The 24,409-nt window shown below is 64.6% G+C and carries 26 protein-coding genes and 2 tRNA genes; 6 read left to right on the top strand and 22 right to left on the bottom strand.

From position 1 onward, the window contains the following. The first annotated feature begins 54 nt into the window (after positions 1-54). Positions 55-1,194, top strand: coding sequence for an FAD-dependent oxidoreductase (locus tag J3S28_RS13460; RefSeq protein ID WP_207841243.1), 1,140 nt, complete (start codon positions 55-57; stop codon positions 1,192-1,194). A gap of 78 nt (positions 1,195-1,272) precedes the next feature. On the opposite strand, the gene J3S28_RS13455 is transcribed toward J3S28_RS13460, so the two are convergent. From J3S28_RS13455 to J3S28_RS13445, 3 genes are all read right to left on the bottom strand, one after another. Beyond that, positions 1,273-1,346, bottom strand: a tRNA-Ile gene (locus tag J3S28_RS13455). Positions 1,347-1,416: 70 nt separating this feature from the next. Further along, positions 1,417-2,550 (bottom strand): AI-2E family transporter, encoded by a 1,134-nt coding sequence (locus J3S28_RS13450; RefSeq protein WP_372436003.1) that lies wholly within the window; start codon positions 2,548-2,550, stop codon positions 1,417-1,419. A 246-nt stretch (positions 2,551-2,796) separates the two neighbouring features. Then, positions 2,797-2,869, bottom strand: a tRNA-Asn gene (locus J3S28_RS13445). A 190-nt stretch (positions 2,870-3,059) separates the two neighbouring features. Between J3S28_RS13445 and J3S28_RS13440 the strand changes: the two genes are divergently transcribed. After that, complete coding sequence (locus tag J3S28_RS13440) at positions 3,060-3,305, top strand: hypothetical protein (RefSeq protein ID WP_084835331.1); 246 nt, start codon at positions 3,060-3,062, stop codon at positions 3,303-3,305. 5 nt (positions 3,306-3,310) lie between these two features. On the opposite strand, the gene dnaG is transcribed toward J3S28_RS13440, so the two are convergent. The 5 genes from dnaG to J3S28_RS13415 all read right to left on the bottom strand — a co-directional run bounded on the left by dnaG (position 3,311) and on the right by J3S28_RS13415 (position 9,256). After that, on the bottom strand, positions 3,311-5,257 hold the full coding sequence (gene dnaG, locus J3S28_RS13435) for a DNA primase (RefSeq protein WP_207841242.1): 1,947 nt from the start codon (positions 5,255-5,257) through the stop codon (positions 3,311-3,313). 108 nt (positions 5,258-5,365) lie between these two features. Continuing rightward, positions 5,366-6,670, bottom strand: a complete 1,305-nt coding sequence (locus tag J3S28_RS13430) for a deoxyguanosinetriphosphate triphosphohydrolase (RefSeq protein ID WP_207841241.1) — start codon at positions 6,668-6,670, stop codon at positions 5,366-5,368. 7 nt (positions 6,671-6,677) lie between these two features. Then, positions 6,678-7,160: a cold-shock protein gene (locus J3S28_RS13425; protein WP_084835334.1), complete on the bottom strand. Its 483-nt coding sequence runs from the start codon at positions 7,158-7,160 to the stop codon at positions 6,678-6,680. A 144-nt stretch (positions 7,161-7,304) separates the two neighbouring features. Then, positions 7,305-7,805, bottom strand: a complete 501-nt coding sequence (locus tag J3S28_RS13420; protein ID WP_207841240.1) for a hypothetical protein — start codon at positions 7,803-7,805, stop codon at positions 7,305-7,307. Positions 7,806-7,867: 62 nt separating this feature from the next. Beyond that, positions 7,868-9,256: a glycine--tRNA ligase gene (locus J3S28_RS13415; protein WP_207841239.1), complete on the bottom strand. Its 1,389-nt coding sequence runs from the start codon at positions 9,254-9,256 to the stop codon at positions 7,868-7,870. A gap of 146 nt (positions 9,257-9,402) precedes the next feature. Between J3S28_RS13415 and J3S28_RS13410 the strand changes: the two genes are divergently transcribed. Together J3S28_RS13410 and J3S28_RS13405 are read left to right on the top strand one after the other, a co-directional pair. Next, entirely contained in the window at positions 9,403-9,753 is a 351-nt protein-coding gene (locus J3S28_RS13410) for an ArsR/SmtB family transcription factor (protein WP_207841238.1), read from the top strand. Further along, positions 9,750-10,163, top strand: coding sequence for a Fur family transcriptional regulator (locus J3S28_RS13405; RefSeq protein WP_207841237.1), 414 nt, complete (start codon positions 9,750-9,752; stop codon positions 10,161-10,163). Before J3S28_RS13410 ends, J3S28_RS13405 begins: the two co-directional genes overlap by 4 nt. 99 nt (positions 10,164-10,262) lie before the next feature. Here J3S28_RS13405 and J3S28_RS13400 read toward each other — a convergent pair whose 3' ends face one another. The 13 genes from J3S28_RS13400 to hrcA all read right to left on the bottom strand — a co-directional run bounded on the left by J3S28_RS13400 (position 10,263) and on the right by hrcA (position 21,959). Next, a complete protein-coding gene (locus J3S28_RS13400; RefSeq protein ID WP_237341497.1) occupies positions 10,263-10,598 on the bottom strand; it encodes a hypothetical protein in 336 nt (111 codons plus the stop codon). Beyond that, on the bottom strand, positions 10,591-11,415 hold the full coding sequence (locus tag J3S28_RS13395) for an isoprenyl transferase (protein WP_372436002.1): 825 nt from the start codon (positions 11,413-11,415) through the stop codon (positions 10,591-10,593). The genes J3S28_RS13400 and J3S28_RS13395 overlap by 8 nt, the downstream gene beginning before the upstream one ends. Beyond that, a complete protein-coding gene (gene recO, locus J3S28_RS13390) occupies positions 11,378-12,205 on the bottom strand; it encodes a DNA repair protein RecO (RefSeq protein WP_207841236.1) in 828 nt (275 codons plus the stop codon). Before recO ends, J3S28_RS13395 begins: the two co-directional genes overlap by 38 nt. A 50-nt stretch (positions 12,206-12,255) precedes the next feature. Next, positions 12,256-13,635, bottom strand: coding sequence for a YhgE/Pip domain-containing protein (locus J3S28_RS13385; RefSeq protein ID WP_207841235.1), 1,380 nt, complete (start codon positions 13,633-13,635; stop codon positions 12,256-12,258). Between the two features lie 51 nt (positions 13,636-13,686). Beyond that, positions 13,687-14,601, bottom strand: a complete 915-nt coding sequence (gene era, locus J3S28_RS13380; RefSeq protein WP_207841234.1) for a GTPase Era — start codon at positions 14,599-14,601, stop codon at positions 13,687-13,689. Beyond that, positions 14,598-14,927, bottom strand: coding sequence for a cytidine deaminase-like protein (locus tag J3S28_RS13375; RefSeq protein ID WP_207841233.1), 330 nt, complete (start codon positions 14,925-14,927; stop codon positions 14,598-14,600). The genes era and J3S28_RS13375 overlap by 4 nt, the downstream gene beginning before the upstream one ends. Then, complete coding sequence (locus J3S28_RS13370; protein ID WP_207841232.1) at positions 14,924-16,408, bottom strand: hemolysin family protein; 1,485 nt, start codon at positions 16,406-16,408, stop codon at positions 14,924-14,926. Before J3S28_RS13370 ends, J3S28_RS13375 begins: the two co-directional genes overlap by 4 nt. A 6-nt stretch (positions 16,409-16,414) precedes the next feature. Further along, positions 16,415-16,969, bottom strand: a complete 555-nt coding sequence (ybeY, locus tag J3S28_RS13365) for an rRNA maturation RNase YbeY (protein ID WP_207841231.1) — start codon at positions 16,967-16,969, stop codon at positions 16,415-16,417. Positions 16,970-16,997: 28 nt separating this feature from the next. Continuing rightward, positions 16,998-18,011, bottom strand: a complete 1,014-nt coding sequence (locus J3S28_RS13360; protein ID WP_307797136.1) for a PhoH family protein — start codon at positions 18,009-18,011, stop codon at positions 16,998-17,000. Positions 18,012-18,138: 127 nt separating this feature from the next. Continuing rightward, on the bottom strand, positions 18,139-18,921 hold the full coding sequence (locus J3S28_RS13355; protein ID WP_207841229.1) for an alpha/beta hydrolase family protein: 783 nt from the start codon (positions 18,919-18,921) through the stop codon (positions 18,139-18,141). Further along, a complete protein-coding gene (locus J3S28_RS13350) occupies positions 18,918-19,691 on the bottom strand; it encodes a 16S rRNA (uracil(1498)-N(3))-methyltransferase (RefSeq protein WP_207841228.1) in 774 nt (257 codons plus the stop codon). Before J3S28_RS13350 ends, J3S28_RS13355 begins: the two co-directional genes overlap by 4 nt. 9 nt (positions 19,692-19,700) lie before the next feature. Continuing rightward, the gene (gene dnaJ, locus J3S28_RS13345) at positions 19,701-20,855 is read right to left on the bottom strand and encodes a molecular chaperone DnaJ (protein ID WP_207841227.1); all 1,155 of its coding nucleotides are present in this window, start codon (positions 20,853-20,855) and stop codon (positions 19,701-19,703) included. 69 nt (positions 20,856-20,924) lie between these two features. Next, entirely contained in the window at positions 20,925-21,959 is a 1,035-nt protein-coding gene (gene hrcA, locus J3S28_RS13340) for a heat-inducible transcriptional repressor HrcA (protein ID WP_084835348.1), read from the bottom strand. A 68-nt stretch (positions 21,960-22,027) separates the two neighbouring features. Between hrcA and J3S28_RS28335 the strand changes: the two genes are divergently transcribed. Then, entirely contained in the window at positions 22,028-22,465 is a 438-nt protein-coding gene (locus J3S28_RS28335; protein ID WP_240498370.1) for a type II toxin-antitoxin system VapB family antitoxin, read from the top strand. Here J3S28_RS28335 and hemW read toward each other — a convergent pair. After that, positions 22,377-23,549, bottom strand: a complete 1,173-nt coding sequence (gene hemW / locus J3S28_RS13330; protein ID WP_207841226.1) for a radical SAM family heme chaperone HemW — start codon at positions 23,547-23,549, stop codon at positions 22,377-22,379. The two genes, J3S28_RS28335 and hemW, sit on opposite strands and share 89 nt — an antisense overlap. 73 nt (positions 23,550-23,622) lie before the next feature. Here hemW and J3S28_RS13325 point away from each other — a divergent pair, with 73 nt between their 5' ends. Next, positions 23,623-24,180, top strand: a complete 558-nt coding sequence (locus tag J3S28_RS13325) for a potassium channel family protein (RefSeq protein ID WP_207841225.1) — start codon at positions 23,623-23,625, stop codon at positions 24,178-24,180. The last annotated feature ends 229 nt before the right edge of the window (positions 24,181-24,409 follow it).

Raw genomic sequence — 24,409 nt, 5'->3', positions numbered from 1 at the left:
AACAAGGGTGGGGATTTCGATGGGCACATCACAGACAGAGTGGGATCTGTCTCGATGAGCATTCACCGGGTTGACGTCGCGATCGTCGGCGCGGGACTGATGGGGTCATGCGCCGCTTGGCAATTGGCCTCCCGAGGGTTGTCCGTTGCCATTCTCGAGGCCTACGAGGTCGGACATGATCACGGCAGCTCCCACGGTCGTTCGCGCAGCTTTCGGCGCGCCTATGCCGATCCGTTGTACGCGGCGATGACCGGACTGGCCCTCGAGCAGTGGCAACGGCTGCAGGAGGAGTCCGGCACGCAGCTGTTGACCGGAACCGGCGGCATCGACCACGGTCCGGACTACGACGCAGAGACGTTGTCCTCCCTGATGACCGCGCACGGCGTCCCCAATGAACTGCTCTCCGCCCGCCAGGCCGAGATACGCTGGCCGGGAATGCGGTTCACGACCGACGCGATATTTCATGCGTGTGCCGGTGTGTTCGATCCCGAGAGCACCATCGTCGCGGCGACGTCGTTGGCCGTGGCAGCAGGAGCGCAGATCTTGCCGATGACGCGGGTCGTCGATGCCAATGTGGTGCCGTCCGGGGAGGTTGCCTTGCACAGCGCGGGCGGCGATCAGATCATCGCCGACGTCGCGGTCCTGACGACAGGCGCATGGCTCCCGGATTTCTCGTCCGCAGTTGCCGAGTTCGCAGGTAACTCCGAGCCGGTGCTGCCGCCCTTGACGATTCGACAGCAGCAGACCTTCCATTTCGCGCTGCGACCGGGCGAGCAGCCGCTTCCCACCTTTGTCCACAAGAACGGCAAGCAGATGTACGGCATGTCATCGGGAGCCGACGTACCAATACCCGCCATGAAGGTCGGATGCTTTCACGACGGCGACGTCACCACCACCGAGGTCCGCGACCAACGCATCACCGACGAACAGAGGCAGTCTGTCGTCGACTTCGTATCCGAATGGATGCCTGCCCTGGAACCGACGCCTCTCGCCGAATCCAGCGGCCTGATCACGATGACCCCCGACGGTGATTTCATCCTCGACCGGAGCGGACCGCTCATCGTCGCAGCGACGTGTTCGGGTCACGGCGCCAAGTTCGCGCCGCTCATCGGCAGCATGATCGCGGACTTGGTGACCGGTGCCGCGCAACCCACCCCCCGGTTTCAGATGGACCGCGGCGCCTGGGCCCACTGAAGTCGGAGGAAGTGTCGCCTACACAGAGCAGTGGCGCCGGCCACGAGCACGGTCGTCGGCAAACACGGCCGACACGAGTGGGGCGGGCGGGGCTCGAACCCGCGACCAATGGATTATGAGTCCACGGCTCTAACCAACTGAGCTACCGCCCCAGTCATGGCGGATGCCCGCCACAAACCTCGCTGATGCTACCGAGCGGAGCCGACCGCCGTGAAACCGGCCCTACAACGGTTCGGCGAGAGCATCGCCTGGCGGCGCAGTGCCGTCGGCCTTGCCGGCACCGTCGTCGGGCGGCGATGGGTCGTCCTCAGGCGGTGCATCACTGAGCAAGACATCCGCCCACCGGGTTGCGGGATCCATATCGATCAGCAGCGCCTTGCACATGAGCGACAGCGGGATGGCCAGGATGGCTCCGAGTGGGCCGAGCACCCAGGCCCAGAACACCAGCGACAAGAACGTCAGGGTCACCGACAGTCCGACGGCATCGCCGACGAACTTGGGCTGGATGATGGATTGAATGATCACATTGATGGCTGAGTAGATGATGATCACCCACAGCATCAGCACCCAGCCGCCGTCGAGCAACGCGAGCAGCGCAGGCGGCACCAGGCCGATGACGAATCCGATGTTGGGGATGTAGTTGGTGATGAACGCCAGCAGCCCCCAGAGGAACGGCAGCGGTATCCCCATCGCCCACAGGACCCCGACGTCCAGGACCGCGACGATGAGGCCGAAGACCGTCGACACGATCAGGTAGGTACGGGTGCCGGACGCAAAGCCCTGGAACGCGCTGACGACATCTGGGCGCATGTTGCCGAGGATGGTCATACGTTTGTCGTAGGTGATCGCGTCCACCGTCATGAACAGCAGAAGCACCAGGACGAACACCAGGTTCGAGAACACCCCGAGCGCACTGCCGACGATGTCGCTGACGATGGAGATCACCTTCGACGAATCGACATTCGACAGCAGTTTGTGGACCTGGTCGGATCCGATGCCGTGGTCTCTCAGGGTCTGCTGTAAGTCGTTGACGATGTCATCGAACTTGTCGCTGTACTGCGGGAGGATTGTCGACAACTTTGCGACCGAATACACCAGCGAGACCACCAGCGCCACGAGGATTCCCCACACGGCGAGCAGTGTCGTCAGCAGCGCGAGCCACCCAGGAAACCCTTTGCGGCGCAACCAGCCCGGGAGCGGGTGAACCGCCACGGTGAGCATCAACGCAAGAAATGTCGGGCCGACCACCCCGGAAAAGCTCTTGATCCCGGCAATCGTCACAACCAACGCGGCGATGGCCAACAGAACGATGACCCCGCGCGGCATACTCCACTGCGGAATCGATGGCGGCGACACTGTCTCTGACCTCAACTGATTACCCTCCGGAAGCTACGTGTTGAACCTGGAAGAGCCCGCGGTCGGGTGGCTCACCCACCGCGGATGAGTTCTGACCTCAGGAGAACCATAAGCGAGTTCCGGGCTCGCCACCCGACCTTCGCCGGTGCTTACCCGCAGCCTGACACCCGATCGGCAAGCGACGGGTAGATGCAGAAACGGCACCTTCCGATCTTCCGGAAAGTGCCGTTACGCTGGTAATACTTGCTCCCCCAACTGGACTCGAACCAGTAACCGTCCGATTAACAGTCGGAAGCTCTGCCAATTGAGCTATGGGGGAATATCTGACCCTGGGGCCGGTGAATGACTTTAGCGCATAGGGGCGGTCTCATGCCAAATCGCGCTGGTGGCGGGGCCGCGGGCAGGCGAGATTCCGCACTTCCGGTTTCGATCAGGCAGGATGGGGAAACCACATTTGCGGACGCTACGTCGGTGTCCGCGTCGCACAGCATCTGGAGGCCTGAGTCCCTATGGTTCGATTCCTCGCCGCCCTCGGCGTCGGCTATGTCCTCGGGGCAAAAGCAGGGCGCAAGCGCTACGAGCAGATCAATCGCGCCTACCGGTCCGTCGCAGAGTCACCCGCCACCAAGAAGGCCGTGGATGTCGGCAGGCAGAAGCTGTCCGAGAAGCTCAGCACCCAGCCCAAGTTGACGGAGCTGCGGGAGATCGATGACGCCACGACGGTGCTCGGCCCCGAGGAGAGCCGCAACAACTGATCGAACTAGCCGGTGTTCTCATCCGGGCCCACGGCCAGTTCGAGAAGGCTACGGCGGTAGGCCTCAAGTGCCACCAGATCGCCGAACAGCGCGTTATAGGCATCGGGGTCGTCGCCAGGAGACATTCGCCGCAGCTTTGATTTGAGGTCCGCGATCTGCGAGCCCACCCAGACCTCCTGCAGCCGTGCCAGGACGCTCCCGATGTACCTCGGAATCATGTACTCCGACACCGACATCGGCTCGACAGCCAACTCGGTCATCAACGACTCCAGCACAGCGCCTTCCACCAGCTGGCCGACGCTGTCGACCCACTGCGCTCCCCCGTGTGAAGCACCGGTTCCGCCGGCCGTCGCAATCGCCTCGCGAATCACCTGGTAAGCGGGCTCGGTGAAGCACTCAGGGGGCAGTGAATCGAACACGGTGCCGGCGATGGCCGGATATTGCAGCGCGGCTTTGAGCGCTTCACGCTGCGGCCATAACCGTGGATCCGAGGGGCGGGGTCGCAGCACCGTCGGGATCTTGGAATCGGGATCCACGACGGGGGCGGCCGGCTCCACAGACTGCACCCGGCGGTCCCGTGACTTCGAGGTGTCGGGCCCGCCGGAGCGGGCGTTCCTAGCCTGCTTGCCTGCCTCTTCGCGGACCCGTTTGAGGACCTGCGCCACTTCGTCCCAGCCCACCCAGCCGGCCAGTTGCCGCGCGTATTCGTCCCGCAACGCGACGTCGCGGATGCGGGCCACCACGGGTACCGCTTCACGCAGCGCGTGAACCCGCCCCTCAGCGGTGTCGAGATCGTAAGTGCCGAGCAGCGCCTTCACCGCGAACTCGAACATCGGGATGCGGCGGGCGATCAGATCGCGAACCGCGGCGTCGCCGTGGTTCTGCCGAAGCTCGCACGGGTCCATCCCGTCGGGCGCGACCGCGACGAACGTCTGTCCGGCGATGCTCTGTTCACCTTCAAAGGCTTTGAGCGCTGCGGCTTTTCCGGCATCGTCGCCGTCGAACGTGTAGATGACCTCACCGCGGAAATAGCTGTCGTCCATCATCAGCCGCCGAAGCAGCGCAAGGTGGTCTTCACCGAACGCGGTACCGCACGACGCGATTGCGGTGTTGACCCCTGCCAGATGCATGGCCATCACATCGGTGTATCCCTCGACCACCACCGCCTGGTGCCCCTTGGCGATGTGCTTCTTCGCATGGTCGAGCCCGAACAACACCTGAGACTTCTTGTACAACATCGTCTCCGGGGTGTTCATGTACTTGCCCATGTTGTCGTCGTCGAAGAGTTTGCGGGCGCCGAACCCGATGATGTCGCCGCCCAGGTTCTTGATGGGCCACAGCAGCCGACGGTGGAACCGGTCGATCGGGCCGCGCTGTCCCTGCTTGGAGAGGCCCGCCGCTTCGAGCTCGGCGAACTCGAACCCTTGGGCCAGGAGCGCTTTGGTCATCTTGTCCCAGCCGGCAGGCGCGTAGCCAAGGCCGAACTTCAGCGCCACCGCGCCGTCGAAGGAACGCTCGGTCAGGTAGTCGCGGGCGGTCTGCGCGTCGGGTGTGGAGAGCTGCTCCGCGTAATACTTCTGCGCGGCGGCATTCGCGGCGACCAGGCGGGCGCGGGTCCCCCGGTCACGGGCAACGCTGGTGCCACCACCTTCGAAGCTGATCGAGTAACCCACCCGATCGGCCAGCTGTTCGACAGCCTCGACAAAACTGACGTGCTCGACCTTCTGCAGGAACGTGTAGACGTCGCCGCCTTCGCCGCATCCGAAACAGTGGAAGTGCCCGTGGTTGGGTCGCACGTGGAAGGACGGCGACTTCTCGTCGTGGAACGGACACAGGCCCTTGAGGGAATCGGCGCCCGCTTTGCGGAGCGCCACGTACTCGCCGACGATCTCCTCGATGTGTGCGCGTTCACGAATAGCCGTGATGTCACGATCGGGAATTCGGCCAGCCACGAGGACAAGTCTAGGCCGAACTGGAAGGTGCTCGCCCCACCCCCGATGATGTGCTGTTTTGGCGGAGCTGACCTGGGCGTTTGTTCGCCAGAAGGCCCCGTTTCCGGGCTAGCCCAGGTGTGCGGAGGCACCCATGCTCTGACGATCTATCCGTTCGAGGCGGCCTTCGGTCATCGAAGCGATCTGATCGATGATGACCCTCATCCGGGCAGCGTCGTCGCCGGCGGCATGCCAGTCGGGCACCAGAAGCGGATCCAGCCCGCCCGGGGCGGCATGGAGCAGCCAGTTGGCGACGCGGTGGATCCGGTCCCGCTGGCGGGCCTGATGGGCGCGATGCCGGGCGTCGGAGAAGATGAACCGCAGGGCCAGCGTCTTGAGGACTGCGACCTCGGCCGCGACCATCGGCGGGATGACCAGGTCCGCCTGATAACGGCTGATCCCACACTCCCCCGCCTCACGCCGGGTCATCGTGATCGCCGCCGAGGCGAAGCGGCCGACCAACTCACTGGTCAGGCGTTTGAGCGCAACCAATCGGGTCAGGGTGCCGTCGTAGTCGCCGACGTCATGCACGATCTCCATTTCCCAGAGGCGCGAGGCAGCCTCGATGAGGACGTTCTCCTCGAGCCCGGGGAACTCCTTCACCCCGACCGCGGCGAGATCACGCTGCTCGGTTCGATCACCGAGACTCCGCAGATCGATACGCCCGGCCATCACGCCGTCTTCGACGTCGTGGACCGAGTACGCGACGTCGTCAGACCAGTCCATCACTTGGCATTCGAGCGACTGCCTGGTGTCTTTACGGCCGCCCCGAATCCAGGCCAGTACTTCCGAATCATCACCGTAGGCGCCGAACTTGGCACCTGGTTTCGGGCGGGTCCACGGGTACTTCAGCGTGGCGTCGAGCGACGCACGGGTCAGGTTCAGTCCCACGCTGCGACCTTGCGCATCAAGGAGTTTCGGCTCCAGACGGGTGAGGATGCGCAGATTCTGCGCATTACCTTCGAATCCGCCGAAGTCGGTACTGACTTCGTCGAGTGCACGTTCGCCGTTGTGTCCGTACGGCGGATGGCCGATGTCGTGTGCGAGGCCGGCCAGATCAACCAGGTCGGGGTCGCAGCCGACGCCGATTGCGATGCCGCGACCGATCTGCCCGACCTCGAGCGAATGGGTCAGCCGGGTGCGCGGTGTGTCACCTTCGTGCGGGCCGACCACCTGGGTCTTGTCCGCGAGACGACGCAGCGCCGCACAATGCAGCACCCGCGCGCGGTCGCGCGCAAAGGCACTGCGGTAGTCATTTCGGGTACCAGCCAGCCCCGCGACCTTCGCCCCTTCGGGTACGAGCCGCTCGACGTCGGACTCATCATACTCGGCGCGAAGGACCTGCGGCGGCAACCCCGCGGACAAGTCGGTCACCGAACGGTCAGTCAAACACCCAACCCCGGGCGATGGCGAAGTCGGTGACGCGCTGCCGGATCGCAAGGATCTGCGCCGCGGTCAGAGTGCCCGAGGCGTCGAGCAGCAGTTCGGTGATCTCCTCGGAGAACGTGCCGGAGTCGAGTGTTGCTGCATCGCCGCTGCGGGCAGGCTTGCGTCGATCGTCACGGGCGCTACCGCGATCATCATGCCGACGATCCGGGCGTCCGCCGTCGCGAGCGCCTTCGGTACGCCGAGGGCGATCCGGTGCGCCGGCCGGTGCCCCACCGGTCACGACGAGATTGACCGCCTTGGAACCGCGGTCCGTCTCTTCGATGTCGAATTCGACTGCGGCACCGGGCTTGAGCGAATGCTCGTCGATGTCGATGTCATTGATGTGCAAGAAGACATCCGAGCCACCGGCGTCGGGTGCCAAGAATCCGAAGCCCTTGTTGGCATCGAAATGAACGATTTTTCCACTCACGGACACGATTTACCCACTCTCTCGCCGCCACTGCCGGCCGCACCCCATGCGCGACCCGACGACTCACTACGAATGCCGAGTATCCCAGACTTGGCCGAATTGAGACAGTTCAACGGTCAGCGGGCCGGTCCAGACCCGCTGACAGGTCGGTTACCGGTTGTCTTTCTTGGCCTGCCGGCGCTTGCCTGCCGCCTTCGACGACGCCTCGTGCTTTTTGCGTCCCGGGGACGTTCGGGTGGCATCGACCCGGTCTTTACCTGCGGAGATGACCTTGCCCTGCCCCTTGGCGCCGGAGCTCGGCTTCGTCGACTTCCCACTCGCCGCCTTCAGCCGCGCGTCCTTGAGTTCGGCGGCACTGCGTTTGGCAACAGCGCTCAGCCGTTTGCTGACCCGACCCAGGGCCGCCTCGAAGGCCTCCGCTTTCGCGGCGTTGTGCTTGTTGGCCGGTCGAGCAGCGCCCCTGCCACCTTTTTTCGCGACCTTGGCGGCGCCAGCCTGCCGGTAATTGGTCACATGTTTGTTGCGAGCACGCCGAATCCTCGTGTGGAGCTTGATCAACCGCTCTTCGTCGAGATCGGCCAGCTGCTTCTTCTTGGTCTTCCGAATCAGCACGTACTCATCTTCGGACAGGGACTTCAGAACTGCATTCACGAGCGCTCCCAACTCGACAAGGCACCGTTGCCTACAGCGATCATAGGCAGCGGTGCCCTGTGTCAGCAGCCGATCAGTCGCGGGGCGAGGTACTCGACAACCTTGTCGAGCGCCACTCGTTCCTGCGTCATGGTGTCGCGTTCGCGCACCGTGACGGCCTGATCGTCGAGGGTGTCGAAGTCGACGGTGACGCAAAACGGGGTACCGACTTCGTCCTGGCGGCGATACCGCTTGCCGATGCCCTGCGCGTCGTCGAAGTCGACGTTCCAGTAGTTCCGTAATTCCGCTGCCAGGTCTTTCGCCTTCGGCGAGAGCTGCTCGTTGCGAGAGAGCGGAAGCACCGCGACCTTGACCGGCGACAGCCGTCGATCCAGCTTCAGCACCGTGCGGGAATCGGTGCCGCCCTTGGCATTCGGAACCTGCTCCTCGGTGTACGCATCGCACAGGAATGCCATGAGCGATCGAGTCAGTCCCGCAGCCGGTTCGATGACGTACGGCACGTACTTCTCGCCGGACGCCTGATCGAAGAACGACAAATCCTCGCCGGAATGCTTCATATGGGTACTGAGGTCGAAGTCGGTGCGATTGGCCACACCCTCGAGCTCGCCCCACTCGCCACCGGCGAACCCGAACCGGTACTCCACGTCCACCGTGCGCTTGGAGTAATGCGAGAGCTTCTCTTTGGGGTGATCGAAGAGACGCAGGTTGTCAGGGTCGATTCCCAGGTCGACGTACCACTGGTGGCGGTAGTCGATCCAGTACTGGTGCCAGTTCTCGTCGTCGCCGGGCTTGACGAAGAATTCCATCTCCATCTGCTCGAACTCGCGAGTCCGGAAGATGAAGTTGCCCGGGGTGATCTCATTCCGGAAGCTCTTGCCGATCTGGCCGATGCCGAACGGCGGCTTCTTGCGCGCCGTCGTCATCACGTTCTTGAAGTTGATGAAGATGCCCTGCGCGGTCTCCGGACGCAGGTAATGAAGTCCCGCTTCATCGTCGACGGGGCCCAGAAAAGTCTTCAGCAGACCCGAGAACGCACGCGGTTCGGTCCACGAGCCGGGCTGGCCGGTGTCGGGGTCGTTGATGTCGGCCAGGCCGTTGGGCGGCAGGTGGCCGTGCTTGTTCTCGTACGCCTCGATCAGGTGATCGGCGCGATAGCGCTTGTGAGTGTGCAGCGATTCCACCAAGGGGTCGCTGAAGGTCTCGACGTGACCGGAGGCCTCCCACACCTGGCGGGGCAGGATCACCGACGAGTCGAGACCGACGACGTCGTCGCGCGAGGTGACCATGTTGCGCCACCACTGCTTTTTGATGTTGTCCTTGAGCTCGACACCCAGGGGGCCGTAGTCCCACGCCGATTTCGTACCGCCATAGATCTCGCCGCACTGGTACACCAACCCCCGGCGCTTCGAGAGGTTGACCACGGAATCCACAAGATTGGTTTTGCCTGCCACGTACCCAGCCTATCGGTCGCCACGGGCGCGCCTTTCGCCCGCCGGACACTTGCCGCGAGCAGGGCGCGGTTGACATAGCGTCGAGCGCATATGAAAATGGTTGCCAACAGCTTGCTCGATCAAACAGTGCCTATTTTGGAGTGCTCGTGACCCCACAGCCAGTCCGCAGCGAACCGGCGACCAATGTCTCGGGATCGGCCGCCGTCGACAAGAAAGCCCTCGACGCAGCAGGCGATCTCCTCCGGGCGTTGTCCGCCCCGGTCCGGATCGCAATCGTGCTGGAGCTGCTGACCGGTGGCCGGTGCGTCCACGAGTTGGTGGGGGCCCTATCGGTACCGCAACCCCTGATCAGCCAGCACTTGCGAGTCCTCAAGTCAGCCGGCGTCGTCGAAGGCCAGCGCTCGGGTCGTGAGGTGCTCTACACGCTGGTCGACGACCACCTCGCCCACATCGTCACCGACGCCATAGCTCACGCCAATGAAGAGCTGAAGTCATGAGTTCGGAGACGCAGCAGCGGCCGGTGACCGGGGTGCGTTCCACCAAGCAGCGCAGTGCGATCGCCGAATTACTCGCCGGCAGTGACGAGTTCCGCTCGGCACAGGATCTGCACGACAACCTCAAGGCCGCCGGACAGTCCATCGGGCTCACCACCGTCTATCGCAATCTGCAGGCTCTCGCCGATGCCGGCCAGGTCGACGTTCTGCGCACCGACTCCGGCGAATGCCTGTACCGGCACTGTTCCACCGGACATCATCACCACCACCTGGTCTGCCGACTCTGCGGGAACACCGTCGAAGTCCAGGCCGATGTCGTGGAGAAATGGGCGATCGACGTCGCCGCCGAACACGGGTTCACCGAAATCAGTCACACCGTCGAGGTTTTCGGGCGCTGCAACTCCTGCGCCTAGGCGTTGACCAAGCCCCTTCCGATGACGGGCTAGCCGCGGATGCTCACACCCACATCGGCACCTGCACCGAGCACCATCATCAGCATCGTGGCCAGGGCCTCATCGCTGAGTGTGCTGGCAGGAAAGGGTGTAGTGCAGCAGCACATCCGCTGTCACCTCGTTGACTGCGAGCTTGATCGTCCCGAAGTTCGACGCACTCGAGGCCGCCTCGACGTCGTTTCGCAACTGCTCGGTGACCGGTAGATCCCAGGCCAGTACCTGGGTCAGCGACAGCACCTCGAGGCCGGGTGCGAGCGCCAGCGCTCGTATCGAGACGACGGTGCCCTGGTGATATACCGTCAGCGAGTCGTCCTCGCCGGGCTGTACCGACATCTGCGTGGACAACACTGCCGCGGTGCGGGCGATCAGGCTTGGTCCGTCGTCGACATCAGCCACCGGACGACCCCGGTACCCCGCCGAAGCGACGGTCGCGGCTGGCGTACTCGATGCAGGCCTCCCACAGGTCTCGACGATCGAAGTCGGGAAACAGCTTGTGCTGGTACACCATTTCGGCGTATGCGGACTGCCACAGCAGGAAGTTGGAGATGCGCTGCTCTCCCGACGGGCGCAGGAACAGGTCGACGTCGGGCATGTCGGGTTCGTCGAGGTAACGCGCGAAGGACGCCTCGGTGATCCGCTCGGGGTCGAGGGTGCCTGCAGCAGCCCTGCGGGCGATCTCCTTGGCGGCGTCGGCGATCTCCGCTCTGCCGCCGTAGTTGACGCACATCGTCAGAGTCATCACGGTGTTGTCCTTGGTGAGTTCTTCAGCAATCTCGAGTTCGCGAATGACACTGCGCCACAGCCTTGGCCGACGGCCCGCCCAGCGGACCCGGACACCCATCTCGTTCATCTCGTCGCGCCTACGGCGGATCACATCGCGGTTGAAGCCCATCAGGAACTTCACCTCATCCGGGCTTCGACTCCAGTTCTCGGTGGAGAACGCATAGGCCGACAGCCATCCGACCCCGAGTTCGATACAACCGCAGACGGCGTCCATCAGGACCGCCTCGCCGCGTTTGTGCCCCTCGGTGCGGGGTAGACCCCGGTCGGTCGCCCACCGACCGTTGCCGTCCATCACCAGTGCGACGTGCTTGGGCACGAACTCGGCCGGGATGGCAGGCGGACGCGCGCCGGATGGGTGTGGATCGGGCGGCCGGATCTGACGTACTACCGGTTCAGCTTGCTGCGCCGTGTTGCGCCGTCGCTGGATCACGTGCGTCCTTTCTTCCGGTGTCGGCGTTCACACCGGAGAAGGTGAGACCGCGGTGCGGCGCCTCGCGCTCGATCAACGGCAGCGTGCGCAGTTGGCGCTCCAGATGCCACTGCAGATGCGCCGCGGTGAGGCCACTGGCCTGCCGACGAGCCGACTCGGTCACCTCGGTGGTGTGTTCCCACTGGCCACGGTAGAGCGCATCCATCAGATCCAGGACCCCGGGTGACGGAGTGGCCGCGCCAGGAGGTCGACAGTGCACACAGACCGCTCCACCGACGGCGACGTGAAAAGCGCGGTGAGGCCCGGAATCGCCACAGCGTGCGCAGTTCTCCAAGGCAGGCATCCAACCGGCGAAATCCATGGCCCTGAGCAAGAAGGCGTCGAGGACGAGTTCTTTGGGACGCTCGCCGCCTGCGACCGCCCGTAGCGCGCCGACCGTCAACCGCTGGAGCCGAGCGGCCGGGGCCCGCTCTTCTCCGGCGAGCCGCTCCGCGGTTTCCAGGATCGCGCAGGCCGTGGTGTATCGGCCGTAGTCGGACACGATGGCCGAGGCGAAGGTGTCGAGGCTGTACACCTGAGTGACGATGTCGAGGTTGCGGCCCGGATGCAGCAGGACGTCGACGTGGGCGAACGGTTCGAGGCGCGCTCCGAACTTCGAGCGGGTACGCCGCACACCCTTGGCGACCGCGCGAACGAGACCGTGCTCCTTGGTGAGCAGCGTGATGATGCGGTCGGCCTCCCCCAGCTTGTGCTGGCGAAGCACGACTGCCTCATCTCGATACAACCTCACCGGGTCATTCTTCCACCGACCACCGACGAAGTGGTCCGCGACATGCGTCCTCAGGCGTCGGCGGCATGGGCAGGCGCTGCGATCGGCTCCGGTGGCCGCCGGATCAGCCCCTTACGGTCATAGAAGATGCAGGCGATCGGACCGATCACCAGCCCGACCACCAGGAAGATCGAGAACATGATCAGGGCGTTGCCCAGACCGGCGGCGGCGTTGGCGTCGAAGAAGAGAATCGACCGGGCACCCATGAACGCCTGATGCAGCGGCTCGATCACCGCCAGTCCGCGGAAGAATCCGGCCTCGGCTTCCAACGGCACGGTGCCGCCGGAGGTCGGCAGTCCCAGGATCACGAAGAACACGAGATTGATGATCAGCCCGGCACTGCCGAAGATCGCGATGATCGACGTCGCCATCACACCGACCGCGGTGATGACCAGCACTCCGAACATCCAGAGCGCCATCTTGTTCGGGGTGTACATGCCCACCCAGGTACAGATCCCCACGAAGAGCGCCGACATGATCAACGCGACCAGGAAGACGGTCCACCACTTGACCACCAGCGTCCCCAGCCTGGAGATGGGTATGCGCTTTCTGAGCTCGTAGACGGGCCCCAACTCGATGGGGCCGAATCCGAGCCGACCGTCGATGATGGTCTGGATGATCATGGTGCCGGTGAAACCCGCCAGGATCAGCAGCAGTGCGTAATAGAACGCGGTCAGGCCACTACCGGCGTTGTCAGGCAGTGGGTTCGCCGCACTGACCTGCACGTCGATGGGGTTCGCTATGCCGGTCAGGCCGGCACCGGTGATCCTCACGCCCGCAGCGTCGGTTTGCGCGGTGAGCGCCGCGGTCAGTTGCTGACCGAACTGTTCGTTCAACTGCGGCATCGCCTGGGTGAAGAAGGTCGCGGTGATCTCGTTCGCGATGGCACCGACCCCGGGATTGGTCAGCACCTCGATCACAGGTTGATCGACCTTGTCGTTGCCGATGGCCGAGCCGAGGAAGGCGAAGCTCGACGCGCTGAAGTCGCTCGGAATCATCATGGCGCCGTAAGCCTGCGCGTTGTCCAGGCGGGTCAGTGCGGTGTTCCGGTCGACCACTTCGAGGTCGAACTTTCCGGGATACTGCTTCTCGACGCTGCTCCTGAAACCGTCGACCAGCTGTGCGCCGAGGTTCTGCTCCGCACCGCCACCGGGTTCCGGCGCACCGACGTCGTCGTTGACGATCACGATCGGGTAATCGGTCAGGTGCTCCTGTGGATTGACGACGGGCGCCATGTACATCGCGCCGAGCAGTCCCATCACACCGACGACGACCGCCAGCGGCAGAATCCACAGCTTCCACGACCGCAGCGCCTGCTGGACACCGAGATCCAGCGCGCCTGGCGGGCGTTCGTGGTTAAGCTCGGACTCGCCCCGCTCAGGATCTCCCATACGGGATATTGAACCCTGCCGTTCTCGGTCCTGTCCTACGGCCTGACAGATCTAGAAACCGAGCTTGCCCATCTGCTTCGGATCGCGTTGCCAGTCCTTGGCGATCTTCACGTGGAGATCGAGATAGACCTTGGCGCCGAGCACTTTCTCGATCTGCTTGCGGGCAACGGTCCCGACCTCTTTGAGTCTGGCGCCGTGCTTGCCGATGATGATGCCCTTCTGGCTGCTGCGCTCGACATACAGAATCGCGTGGACATCGATCATCGGGGTCTGGTTGTCGTCGCGCTCGCGCTCGATGACCTCCTCGATGACCACGGCCAGCGAGTGCGGCAGCTCGTCGTGGATGCCCTCGAGTGCTGCTTCCCGGATGAACTCCGCCATCAACGTCTCTTCGGGCTCGTCGGTGAGTTCGCCGTCCGGGTAGAACGCCGGGCCCGGTTCCATCAAGCCGCGGAAGACGTCCACGACGACGTCGAGTTGCTTGCCTTTGACTGCCGAGACCGGCACCACCTCCGCATCCGGCCCGAGCAGAGCAGAGATCGCCATCAGCTGCTGCGCGATGCGCTCCGGCTTCACCTTGTCGATCTTCGTGACCAGCCCGACAATCGGGGTCTTGGGCGCCATCTCCTTGAGCTGCTCGGCGATCCAGCGGTCCCCGGGGCCGATCTTCTCGTCGGCCGGGATGCAGAGTCCGATCGCGTCGACCTCCGAATACGTGTCCCGCACCAGGTCGTTGAGCCGCTTGCCCAGCAGAGTCCGGGGGCGGTGCAGACCCGGGGTGTCGACAAGGATCAATTGGGTGTCATCCCGATTGACGATGCCGCGGATCGTGTGCCTCGTCGTCTGCGGACGACTCGAGGTGATCGCGATCTTCTCGCCCACCAGTGCGTTGGTCAGCGTCGACTTGCCCGTGTTGGGTCTGCCGACAAAACATACGAAGCCTGAACGGAACTCGTTGTCGCTCATACGGCGGCGACCATGACCGCGTAGGCATCGGCGCTGACCTCGGCGAGCGCGGCCAGACCCGGATCGCCGGCGCCTTCGGCTGTTCCCACCAACACCGCGGCCTCGAATCCCGGGGCTCCCGAAGAGACGGCCATCGCCACGGCCACCTGTAGAGCGGACAGATCGAGCGCCGCCAGCGTCACCGGGGCTGCCGCATAGGTCCGGCCATCGGTGTCGCGCACCGCGGCGCCGGTCTTCGCCTCGGCGCGACCCATTGCGCCCCGGGCAAGTGTCAACAACTTCTGGTCCTCGTCATCGAGCTCTGGTGCGGCCGTCTCTGTGCTCATGACGCTTCCTCGTGTAAGTGCGTGGTTCGTTCGGCTGTCCCGGTGGTGTCCGGCTGATCGGAACTCGCATGCGCCGCAGCATCGTCATCCCTCTCCGGGCTGCCCGACTCCGCGTTGTCCGCCGCATCGGCGTCGGCCTGCGCGGCAGCGGCGTCGTCGGCGCGCTCTTCGCGCTTCTTCTTGCGTTTCTTCTTCTTCTCTAGTTCCTTCTCGACCACCTTGTGCACGATCACCGACGTGATACGCACCCGCCCTTGACGATTGGGGCCGCCTTCGGCCAACAGTTGCAGGCCGTGCAGGGTCACAGTCGCACCGGGGAGGGGCACCCGGCCCAGCACCAGACCGAACAGGCCCCCGACCGTCTCGACCTCGTCTTCCTCGATCTCGACGTCGAACAACTCGGCCAGGTCATCGATCGGCAGGCGCGACGACACCCGATAACCGCCGGACTCGTCGTCGAGGGCCTCGATGGGCGGCACCTCGTCGGTGTCGTACTCGTCGTTGATCTCACCGACGATCTCTTCCAGTACATCCTCGATGGTGACCAGTCCGGCGATGCCACCGTATTCGTCCACCAGCAACGCCATGTGGTTCCGGCTACGCTGCATGTCGGCGAGCACCTTGTCGAGCGGTTTGGAGTCCGGGATGAACTCGGGCTCGCGCATCAATTCGCGTACCTCGACAGCGGTCGGTTGTGCCGGCGGCAACCCACGTTGGACGAGGTCTTTGAGGTAGACGACACCCAGGACGTCGTCCGGGTTCTCACCGATCACCGGCAACCGCGAGTGGCCCGAGCGCACCGCGAGGGAGGTGGCCTGGGCGGCCGTCTTGTCCGCCTCGATCCAGACCATCTCACCGCGGGGAACCATCACCTCGCGAGCGCTCGTGTCGCCGAGGTCGAATACGGACTGGATCATCCGTCGCTCACCTGCTGCGACCACGCCGGTGAGCTCGGCCATGTCGACCACTTCCCGAAGCTCGACTTCGGTGGCGAACGGTCCGTTGCGGAATCCCTTACCCGGTGTCACCGCGTTACCGATCATGATGAGCAACCGGGTCAACGGCGTCAGCAGCACGCCGATCGCCTGCAGCACGGCAGCGGAGTTCACCGCGATCGAATACGCGTGCTGGCTACCGAGAGTGCGCGGACCCACGCCGATGATCACGTAACTGACCACAGCCATCGCGGCTATCGCCACCACGATCCCCCCGGGAGACCCGAGCACACCGATCGCGTACACCGCCGCGAATACCGTTGCGGCCGTTTCACATCCGATGCGCAAGAGGACCGTCAACGCCACGTACTTCGGCCGGTCGGAGAGCACCTCGCGCAGTCTGCGCGCACCCGGCCTGCCGTCCTTGATGAGATCGTCGACGCGGGCGGGCGACACTGTCATCAAGGCATTGTCGATGGCGGCGAACAACCCGCCGATAGGCACGAGCGCCACTGCGGCAAGCAGTGGTAACACGTCAGACAACACGGTTGATCAGCTCTCCCCGGAGTCCGGGGTGTTTTCTCCGAAACCAGTACTGTGCAGCAGTTTTGCGTCTTTTTCGGCCATCCGGGCGGCGCGGGCACGAGCGCGGCGGTCGTCGTACCAATCCTCGATGATCTGCCCCTGCAGGCCGAACATCGCCTTTTCTTCCTCGGGTTCGGCGTGATCGAACCCCAGGAGATGCAGTACGCCGTGCACAGTCAGCACCGACAGCTCGTGATCGGTCGAGTGCCGCGCCGTCGCGGCCTGCTCCGCCGCGAACTCGGGACACAACACGATGTCGCCGAGCATCGACGGTCCGGGACCGGCGGTGTCGGGGCGGCCTCCGGGACTGAGCTCGTCCATCGGGAAACTCATGACGTCGGTCGGCCCGGGCAGGTCCATCCACCGCATGTGGAGTTCGGCCATCGTCTCGTTGTCCACGAGCACCATCGACAGTTCCGCGGCCGGATGCACGTCCATACGACCGAGAGCGAAGGTCGCGACGTCGATCAGCATCTCCTCCGGCACCTCGACACCGGACTCGTTCGATACCTCAATACTCACGACTGCCTCCAGGCATCGGCAGGGATCCTCATCGGCTGCGTCCACCGCCGGCGCGCCGCTGGGCGCGATTGCCGTGCAGCTCGTTGGTGGCCTCTTCCCTGCCGTACGCGTCGACGATGTCGGCGACCAGGCGGTGCCGCACCACGTCGGCACTCGTCAGTTGCGAGAACTGGATGTCCTCGATGCCCTCGAGGATGCGCGCCGCGGCCCGTAAACCACTCTCCGAGCCACCCGATGGGAGGTCGACTTGGGTGACGTCGCCGGTGACGACGATCTTCGAGCCGAATCCGAGCCTGGTGAGGAACATCTTCATCTGCTCGGCGGTCGTGTTCTGCGCCTCGTCGAGGATGATGAACGCGTCGTTCAGGGTGCGGCCACGCATGTAGGCCAGTGGCGCGACCTCGATGACACCGGCCTCCATCAGCTTCGGGATCGCCTCCGGGTCCATCATGTCGTGCAGGGCGTCGTGGAGCGGGCGTAGATACGGGTCGATCTTGTCGTGCAGCGTGCCGGGCAGGAATCCGAGTCGCTCGCCCGCCTCCACGGCGGGCCTGGTCAGGATGATCCGGCTGACCTCTTTCCTCTGCAACGACTGGACCGCCTTGGCCATCGCGAGATAGGTCTTACCCGTACCCGCCGGTCCCATCCCGAACACGATCGTGTTCTTGTCGATGGCGTCCACGTAGTGCTTCTGATTGAGCGTCTTGGGCCGAATGGTCTTGCCGCGCCGGGAGAGGATGTCCAGGCTCAGCACCTCGGCCGGGGATTCCCCGGAGCCGTCGGTGAGCATACGGACGCTGTGCCGCACGAGATCGGGGTTCAGCTCCGTACCGCGACGGACCACGGACACCAGTTCGGACACGACTCGCTCAGCGATCGCCACGTCCGCCGGTTCGCCGGTGAACTTCACCGCGTTGCCGCGCACGTGGATGTCGGCCGCGAGATGCGATTCGAGTTCACGGAGGTTCTTGTCGCCGGCACCGAGCAGTCCGAAAATGACATCGGGCGACACTTCGAGCGTTGTGGTCACCGCGCCGCGCACCTGACTCCCGGCCGCGCTGTGATCAGCCCGGGTTGCGCTGTTGTCATCTCTCACGAAAGTTGCTTCTCCTGCTCTGCCAGTGATGCTTGTGCCACGATTCTACGTCCACCGAACGCCCTGTTTCGCCTCAATATTTCGTCCGACGCGGCAATCCGAGGACACGGACGGTCTCGAGGTGGCCGCGACTGCGTGGATCGACGAACACGTCGTGGCCCTCACCAGCGACGATGATCAATTCCGCGGACTGACCGGCGGCCGATGCCCGGCGAACATAGTCCCGGCTGATCTCGGCGGGCAAGGAGGTGTCGAGGTCGCCGTGGATGGCCACCACATGGGCGGGAAACGGTGGTTGATCCACGGGTGAGGCGTCGGCGTAGAGCTGGGGCGCCTGCGCGATCGATGCCCCCATGAGTGCCCGGAGCGATGGTCGGGCCGGACGATCACGGAAGCACAGGTCCAGCGCCGCGGCTTGAGCGATGACGGTGGTGACTGCGGCCCGCTTCGTCTTCGCCCCCAACCGGGACACCGCCCAGACGGCGAGCTGTCCTCCTGCGGAATGACCGATCACGCTGACGTCCGACCAGGCAACCCGGCCGGCGATGTCCTCCGGCAGGGCATATCGAACCGGGGCGTCGAGGGCCGAGAGCGCTGCGATCACGTCGTTGCCGGTCCGCGGCCATCCGCCGCCGTCTTCCCCTACCCTGCGGTACTCGATGTTCCACACGATCGCCCCGCGGTCGGCGAGGTCTCTGGCGATGGCGGACTCGATCGTGAGAGCGAACTCGGTACTCCAGTATCCGCCGTGCACCAGCACGACGAGCGGAACCGGTCCGTCACCGGGGGCGGGCGGAAGGTAGAGGTGCCCGAACTGCGAGTTACGTTCGCCGTAAGCGAGTTTGACGCGTTTCATGGTGCACGCCAGCCCGGCCCGACATTCCACCTGGACGTCAACGCACCGATCGCTCCCAGGGCTACGGCCCCCGCACTGGAGGTGCGCAGCACCTCGGGACCGAGCAGGACCGAGGTCGCGCCGACCGCGGTCAGCGCTGCGATCTCGGAAACGTCCAGTCCACCTTCAGGTCCGACCACGAGCATGATCTGCGTCGCCGTCGCCAGCGGAAGCGCGGAAAGACTCGTCGCCGCTCCCTCGTGGAGCACCGCGACCACACCGCCGCCATCGATCACGGACTGGGCTCTCGCGGCAACGTCCTTGGTGGTGGCAAGGGGTGAGATTTCGGGGATGTAGGCGCGTCGGCTCTGTTTGGCTGCCGCCCTGGCGGCAAACTGCCACTTGGCAACCCCTTTTTCCGCTTTGGGACCAACCCACTTCGACACACAGCGTGCACTCTGCCACGGCACGATCGCATCCACGCCCGCCTCGGTGGCGAGGTCGACGGCCAGCTCCGAACGCTCCGACTTGGGCAGTGCCTGCACGATCGTCACGGTCGGCGTCGGCGCCGGCGTCACGGCGACCTCGAGAACCCTGGCCTCGAGCGAACTCTTCCCGACGGTGTGGACCACTTCACAGAGCCCGGCAGTGCCGGCACCGTCGGAAACGATGATCCGTTCTCCCGCGATCAGTCTGGTCACGGTCACCGCGTGACGACCTTCGTCGCCGTCCAGTCGCACCAGGGACTCCGCACCGGGAACCACATCGACCCAGAACACCGGTGGGCTCATCGACAGTGGTCAGCGCCCGGCAAAGGCGTTACGCAGCCGCGAGAACAGTCCACCGGTGTTGGAGGATCCTGCGGTTACCAGCTCGATCTGCTCCCCGACCGCCAGCTTCTGATATTCCTTGAGTTTCGCGACCTGCTGGGCATCGAGGCGGGTGGGCACGACAACGTCGAGATGCACGTGAAGCGCCCCTCGAACACCGGTGTGCAGATGCGGCATGCCCTGCCCACGCACCTTGGCGATCTGACCAGGCTGCGTACCCGGGTCGATCGTGACGTTGGTGGACCCGCCGAGAATGGTGTCGATGTCGATGGATCCGCCGAGCGCGGCGTCGACCATCGGAACCCGGATGGTGCAATGCAGGTCGTCGCCATCTCTGACGAACACCGAGTGCTGCTTCTCCGCCACCTCGACGTAGAGGTCGCCGGCGGCACCGCCGCCGGGGCCGACCTCGCCCTGACCGACCAGGCGCACCCGCATGCCTTCGCCGACACCGGCGGGGATCTTCACCGTCAGTGTCCTCTCGGACCGCACCCGCCCGTCGCCGCCGCATTTGTGGCAAGGATCCGGAATTGTCTCGCCCGCACCGTTACAGGTCGGGCAGGGGCGCGACGTCATGACCTGGCCGAGAAACGACCGCTGGACCGATTGGATCTCGCCTGCGCCCTTACATGTGCTGCAGGTCACCGGCTTGCTGTTGCCGTTGGTTCCCTTACCCGTGCACACGTCACACAGGACCGCGGTGTCCACGCGGACCTCTTTGCTGACGCCCGCGGCGCATTCGTCAAGATCGAGCTTCATACGCAGCAGCGCATCTGAACCGGGTTGTACCCGACCCCGGGGCCCTCTACTGCCTCCGCCGGCGCCACCGAAGAATGCCTCGAAGACGTCTCCGAGGCCACCGGTGCGGCCGCCGTTGCCGAACCCACCGAACCCGCCGGCGCCGGCCGATTCCAGCGGATCTCCGCCGGCGTCGACGATGCGGCGCTTGTCCGGGTCTGTCAGTACCTCGTATGCGGCCGACACATCCTGAAATCTGGTCTGGGCAGACTCGTCAGGGTTGACGTCGGGATGCAGTTCGCGGGCGAGCTTGCGGTAGGCGCGTTTGATCTCCTGATCGCTCGCGCCCCTGTCCACCCCAAGAATCCCGTAGTAATCACGTGCCACGGCGGTGTGTTGTCCGTTCTCTCTTCGTAAGCGTGTTGTCTGTCTGCGGCGTCCGTGCGGCTCTGCACGTCACCGGTCGGCCAGGACCTCGCCGACATATCTGGCAACGGCGGCGACCGAGGCAATCGTTCCCGGATAGTCCATTCGGGTCGGGCCGAGTACCCCGAGACCACCGAACACTGTTCCCGAGGCACCGTACCCGGTGGAAACCACCGCGGTTCCCCGCAGGTTCTCTTCGCGGGTCTCCTCGCCGATCTGAACCGTGACGGTCCCGGAGTTCTGGGTGGCTGCCAACAGTTTGAGCACCACCACCTGCTCTTCGAGCGCTTCGAGGACCGAGCCCATCGCACCGGCCATCGGCGCGAAGTCAGCGGCGGCCCTGGTCAGATTCGAGGTACCGCCGAGCACGAGGCGGTCTGCGGACCGCTCGACGAGCGTCTCGACCAGGACGGTAGCGACCCGGATGAACGGCTGCCGGAGGTCTTCGGGGGCCTGGTTCGCCAGCTCCGCCACCGCGTGTGAGGCGACCTCGAGGCGTTGCCCGTTCAACGCCGCCGAGAACATGTCGCGCAACCGCGCGATGTCGTTGTCTCCGAGGTCAGCGCCCAATTCGACCATGCGTTGCTCGACGCGCCCGGTGTCGGTGATGACCACCAGGAGCAATCGGGACGGGGTCAGCGCGACGACTTCGAGGTGCCGCACCGCCGACGACGAGAGCACCGGGTACTGGATGACCGCGACCTGCCGGGTCAGCTGTGCAAGGAGTTGTACCGAGCGGCGCAGGACGTCGTCCAGATCGACGCCGGAATCGAGGAAGCTGAGGATCGCTCGACGTTCGACCTGCGAGATCGGCTTGACCTCGCTGATCCGGTCGACGAACAGCCGGTACCCCTTGTCGGTGGGCACCCGACCCGAGCTCGTATGTGGCTGTGTGATGTATCCCTCGGCTTCGAGTACCGCCATGTCGTTGCGGACTGTGGCACTGGACACGCCGAGATGGTGGCGTTCGACAAGCGCTTTCGATCCGATCGGTTCCTGGGTTGCCACGTAATCGGTGACGATTGCGCGCAAAACCTCGAAGCGACGTTCATCGGTGCTCGACATGAGCAGTTCACCTCCAACCCTCAGTGTTGATCCAGTCTACGGCGACCCGGAACGGATACGGTGAACCGGTGATCTTCAAAGGCGTCCGCGATGGCAAGCCGTACCCGGACCATCAGCTGTCGATCCGCGACTGGGCCAAGATCCCGCCGCGCCAGCTGCGGCTCGACCAACTGATCACCGTCACCACGGTGCTGGCTCTGGACAAACTTCTCTCGGAGGACTCGACGTTCTACGGCGACCTGTTCGCGCACGCGGTGCGCTGGAACGGCGACATGTACCTCGAAGACGGTCTCCACCGAGCCGTCCGTTCTGCGCTGCGTAACCGTCATGTGATCCACGCGCGATTGCTCGACCTCGACAACATGTCCGCCCTCACGCAGCAGAGCGCGTCACCGGCGCCACCGGCGGACGACTTCGCTACCCCGCCAACAGGTTTCGAACCACCCCATCGGCAAGCAGACGACCACGGTTGGACAGAACCAGGGACTGTCCGACGAGTTCGGTGAGCCCATCGGCGATGGTCTGGCGCGCACGCCGCTGCTCGGTGGCGTCCAGTTCGTCCCACGGCAGCCCCGTCGAACGGCGAAGGGTGAGCATCACGCGTTCGGTGTGCTGATCATCTGTCGTCAACTCTTCCGTCCCGGCTACCGGGAGTTCGCCCGCGCCCACCGCCGCGGCGTATCTTGCCGGGTGCTTGTGATTCCACCAGCGAACACCGGCAACGTGTGAGTGCGCTCCAGGGCCCGCGCCCCACCAGTCCGCGCTGTTCCAGTAGCCGAGATTGTGGCGGCACAGCGCGTCGGGAACCCCGGTACTCGCCCAGTTCGACACCTCGTACCACTGCATGCCTGCCGCGGTCAGAGTTGAATCGATCATCTCGTAGCGCGAGGCCAGTACGTCGTCGTCCGGAGCCGGTAGCTCGCCGCGACGGACCTTGCGCGCCAGCGCCGTGCCGTCTTCGACGATCAGCGCGTAGGCGGAGACGTGGTCTACCCCGGCTGCCAGGACGGCATCGAGTGATGCGCGCAGGTCTTCGTCTCGCTCCCCCGGCGTTCCGTAGATGAGATCGAGGTTCACGTGCTCGATGCCTGCAGCACGTGCCTCGAGGGCCGCGGCCACCGCCCGGCCCGGCGTGTGCGTGCGGTCGAGAACTTTGAGCACGTGACTTGCGGCCGACTGCATGCCGAGCGAGACGCGGGTGAAACCGCTCCCGGCGATCCCCTCGAAAAACCCCGGTGACGTCGACTCCGGATTTGACTCGGTGGTGATCTCCGCGCCCGGCGCGATGTCGAAGTACCGCCGCACCGAGGTCAGGACCTCGCCGAGCCCCTCGGCCCCCAGCAGCGATGGGGTGCCACCGCCGACGAAGATCGTGGACACCGGCCGCACGGGCGCCAGTTGTCGCGCCGCCATCGCCAGCTCGCCGTCGAGGGCGGTCAGCCACTGATCGGTCGACGCCGCCGTCCCGAGTTCGCCGGCCGTATAGGTGTTGAAGTCGCAGTATCCACAGCGCGTCGCGCAGAACGGGACATGGATATAGAGCCCGAGAGGTGTCTCGGTGTGCGATCGCGGGATCAGAATGTTCGACATCGTGGTTCGATCATCCCAGCAGGGCCGCTCGCAACGCCAAATGCACCGGCCGCGATCGACCGGGGGTTCACTGATGACACCGTCCAGCGGGACAAACACAAAGATCGTGTGGCCGAAGCGACTCCTCGTACTGACGTCGCTGCGCTCGCTCGCCACGGTCGTCGCCTATCTCGTGGCGTATTTCGCTCTGCCGTGGAAGTCCTTCGACGACTGGGCGGGACTGGCCATCGTGGTGGCGTTTCTCGGGGTCGCCCTGCTGACCGCGGTATGGCAGATCGGACAGATCATGCGGTCGGCCACGCCCGCGGTCAAAGCCATCGAGGCATTGGCGATCATCGCGCCGATCTACTTACTCGCGTTCTCCCTCGGGTATTACATGCTCTCGGTCAACGACCCGGCTCAGTTCAATGAGCCGCTGTCGCGGATGAGCTCGCTGTACTTCACGATCTCGGTGTTCGCGACCGTCGGTTTCGGGGACATCACCGCCTCTGTCGACGTATCGCGTGCAGTGGTGACCGTGCAGATGGTGCTCAACCTGATCGTGGTGGGCGTGGGGATCAAGATCATCCTGGCCGCAGTGAAGTGGGGACGCGACCTCAAGAAGTCACAAACTCCGCCGCCCGGGGAATGAGCCCCACATCGTTGTTGTTGGAAACTCAAAGACCGGCTGGCAATGCACTTCGACTCGCCATGAGTCGAACTAAGCCCAAGTAGACGCACCAAGGGAGGCCGTGGCACTATGGGCGACGTGACTTCTCAAGGGGTGTGGCTCGCGATGCGGCGGCACATTGACCTCAAGCGTGCATGCAGCGCGCTGTGTCGTAACTAGTCCGCACGTTCCGTAGCGACCCGCAGCCCGG

Origin of the sequence: Williamsia soli, from assembly GCF_017377795.1 — a bacterium.
Classification (GTDB): domain Bacteria; phylum Actinomycetota; class Actinomycetes; order Mycobacteriales; family Mycobacteriaceae; genus Williamsia; species Williamsia soli.
The sequence above is the reverse complement of the archived record's forward strand: the minus strand, read 5'-3'. Positions and strand labels throughout refer to the sequence as shown.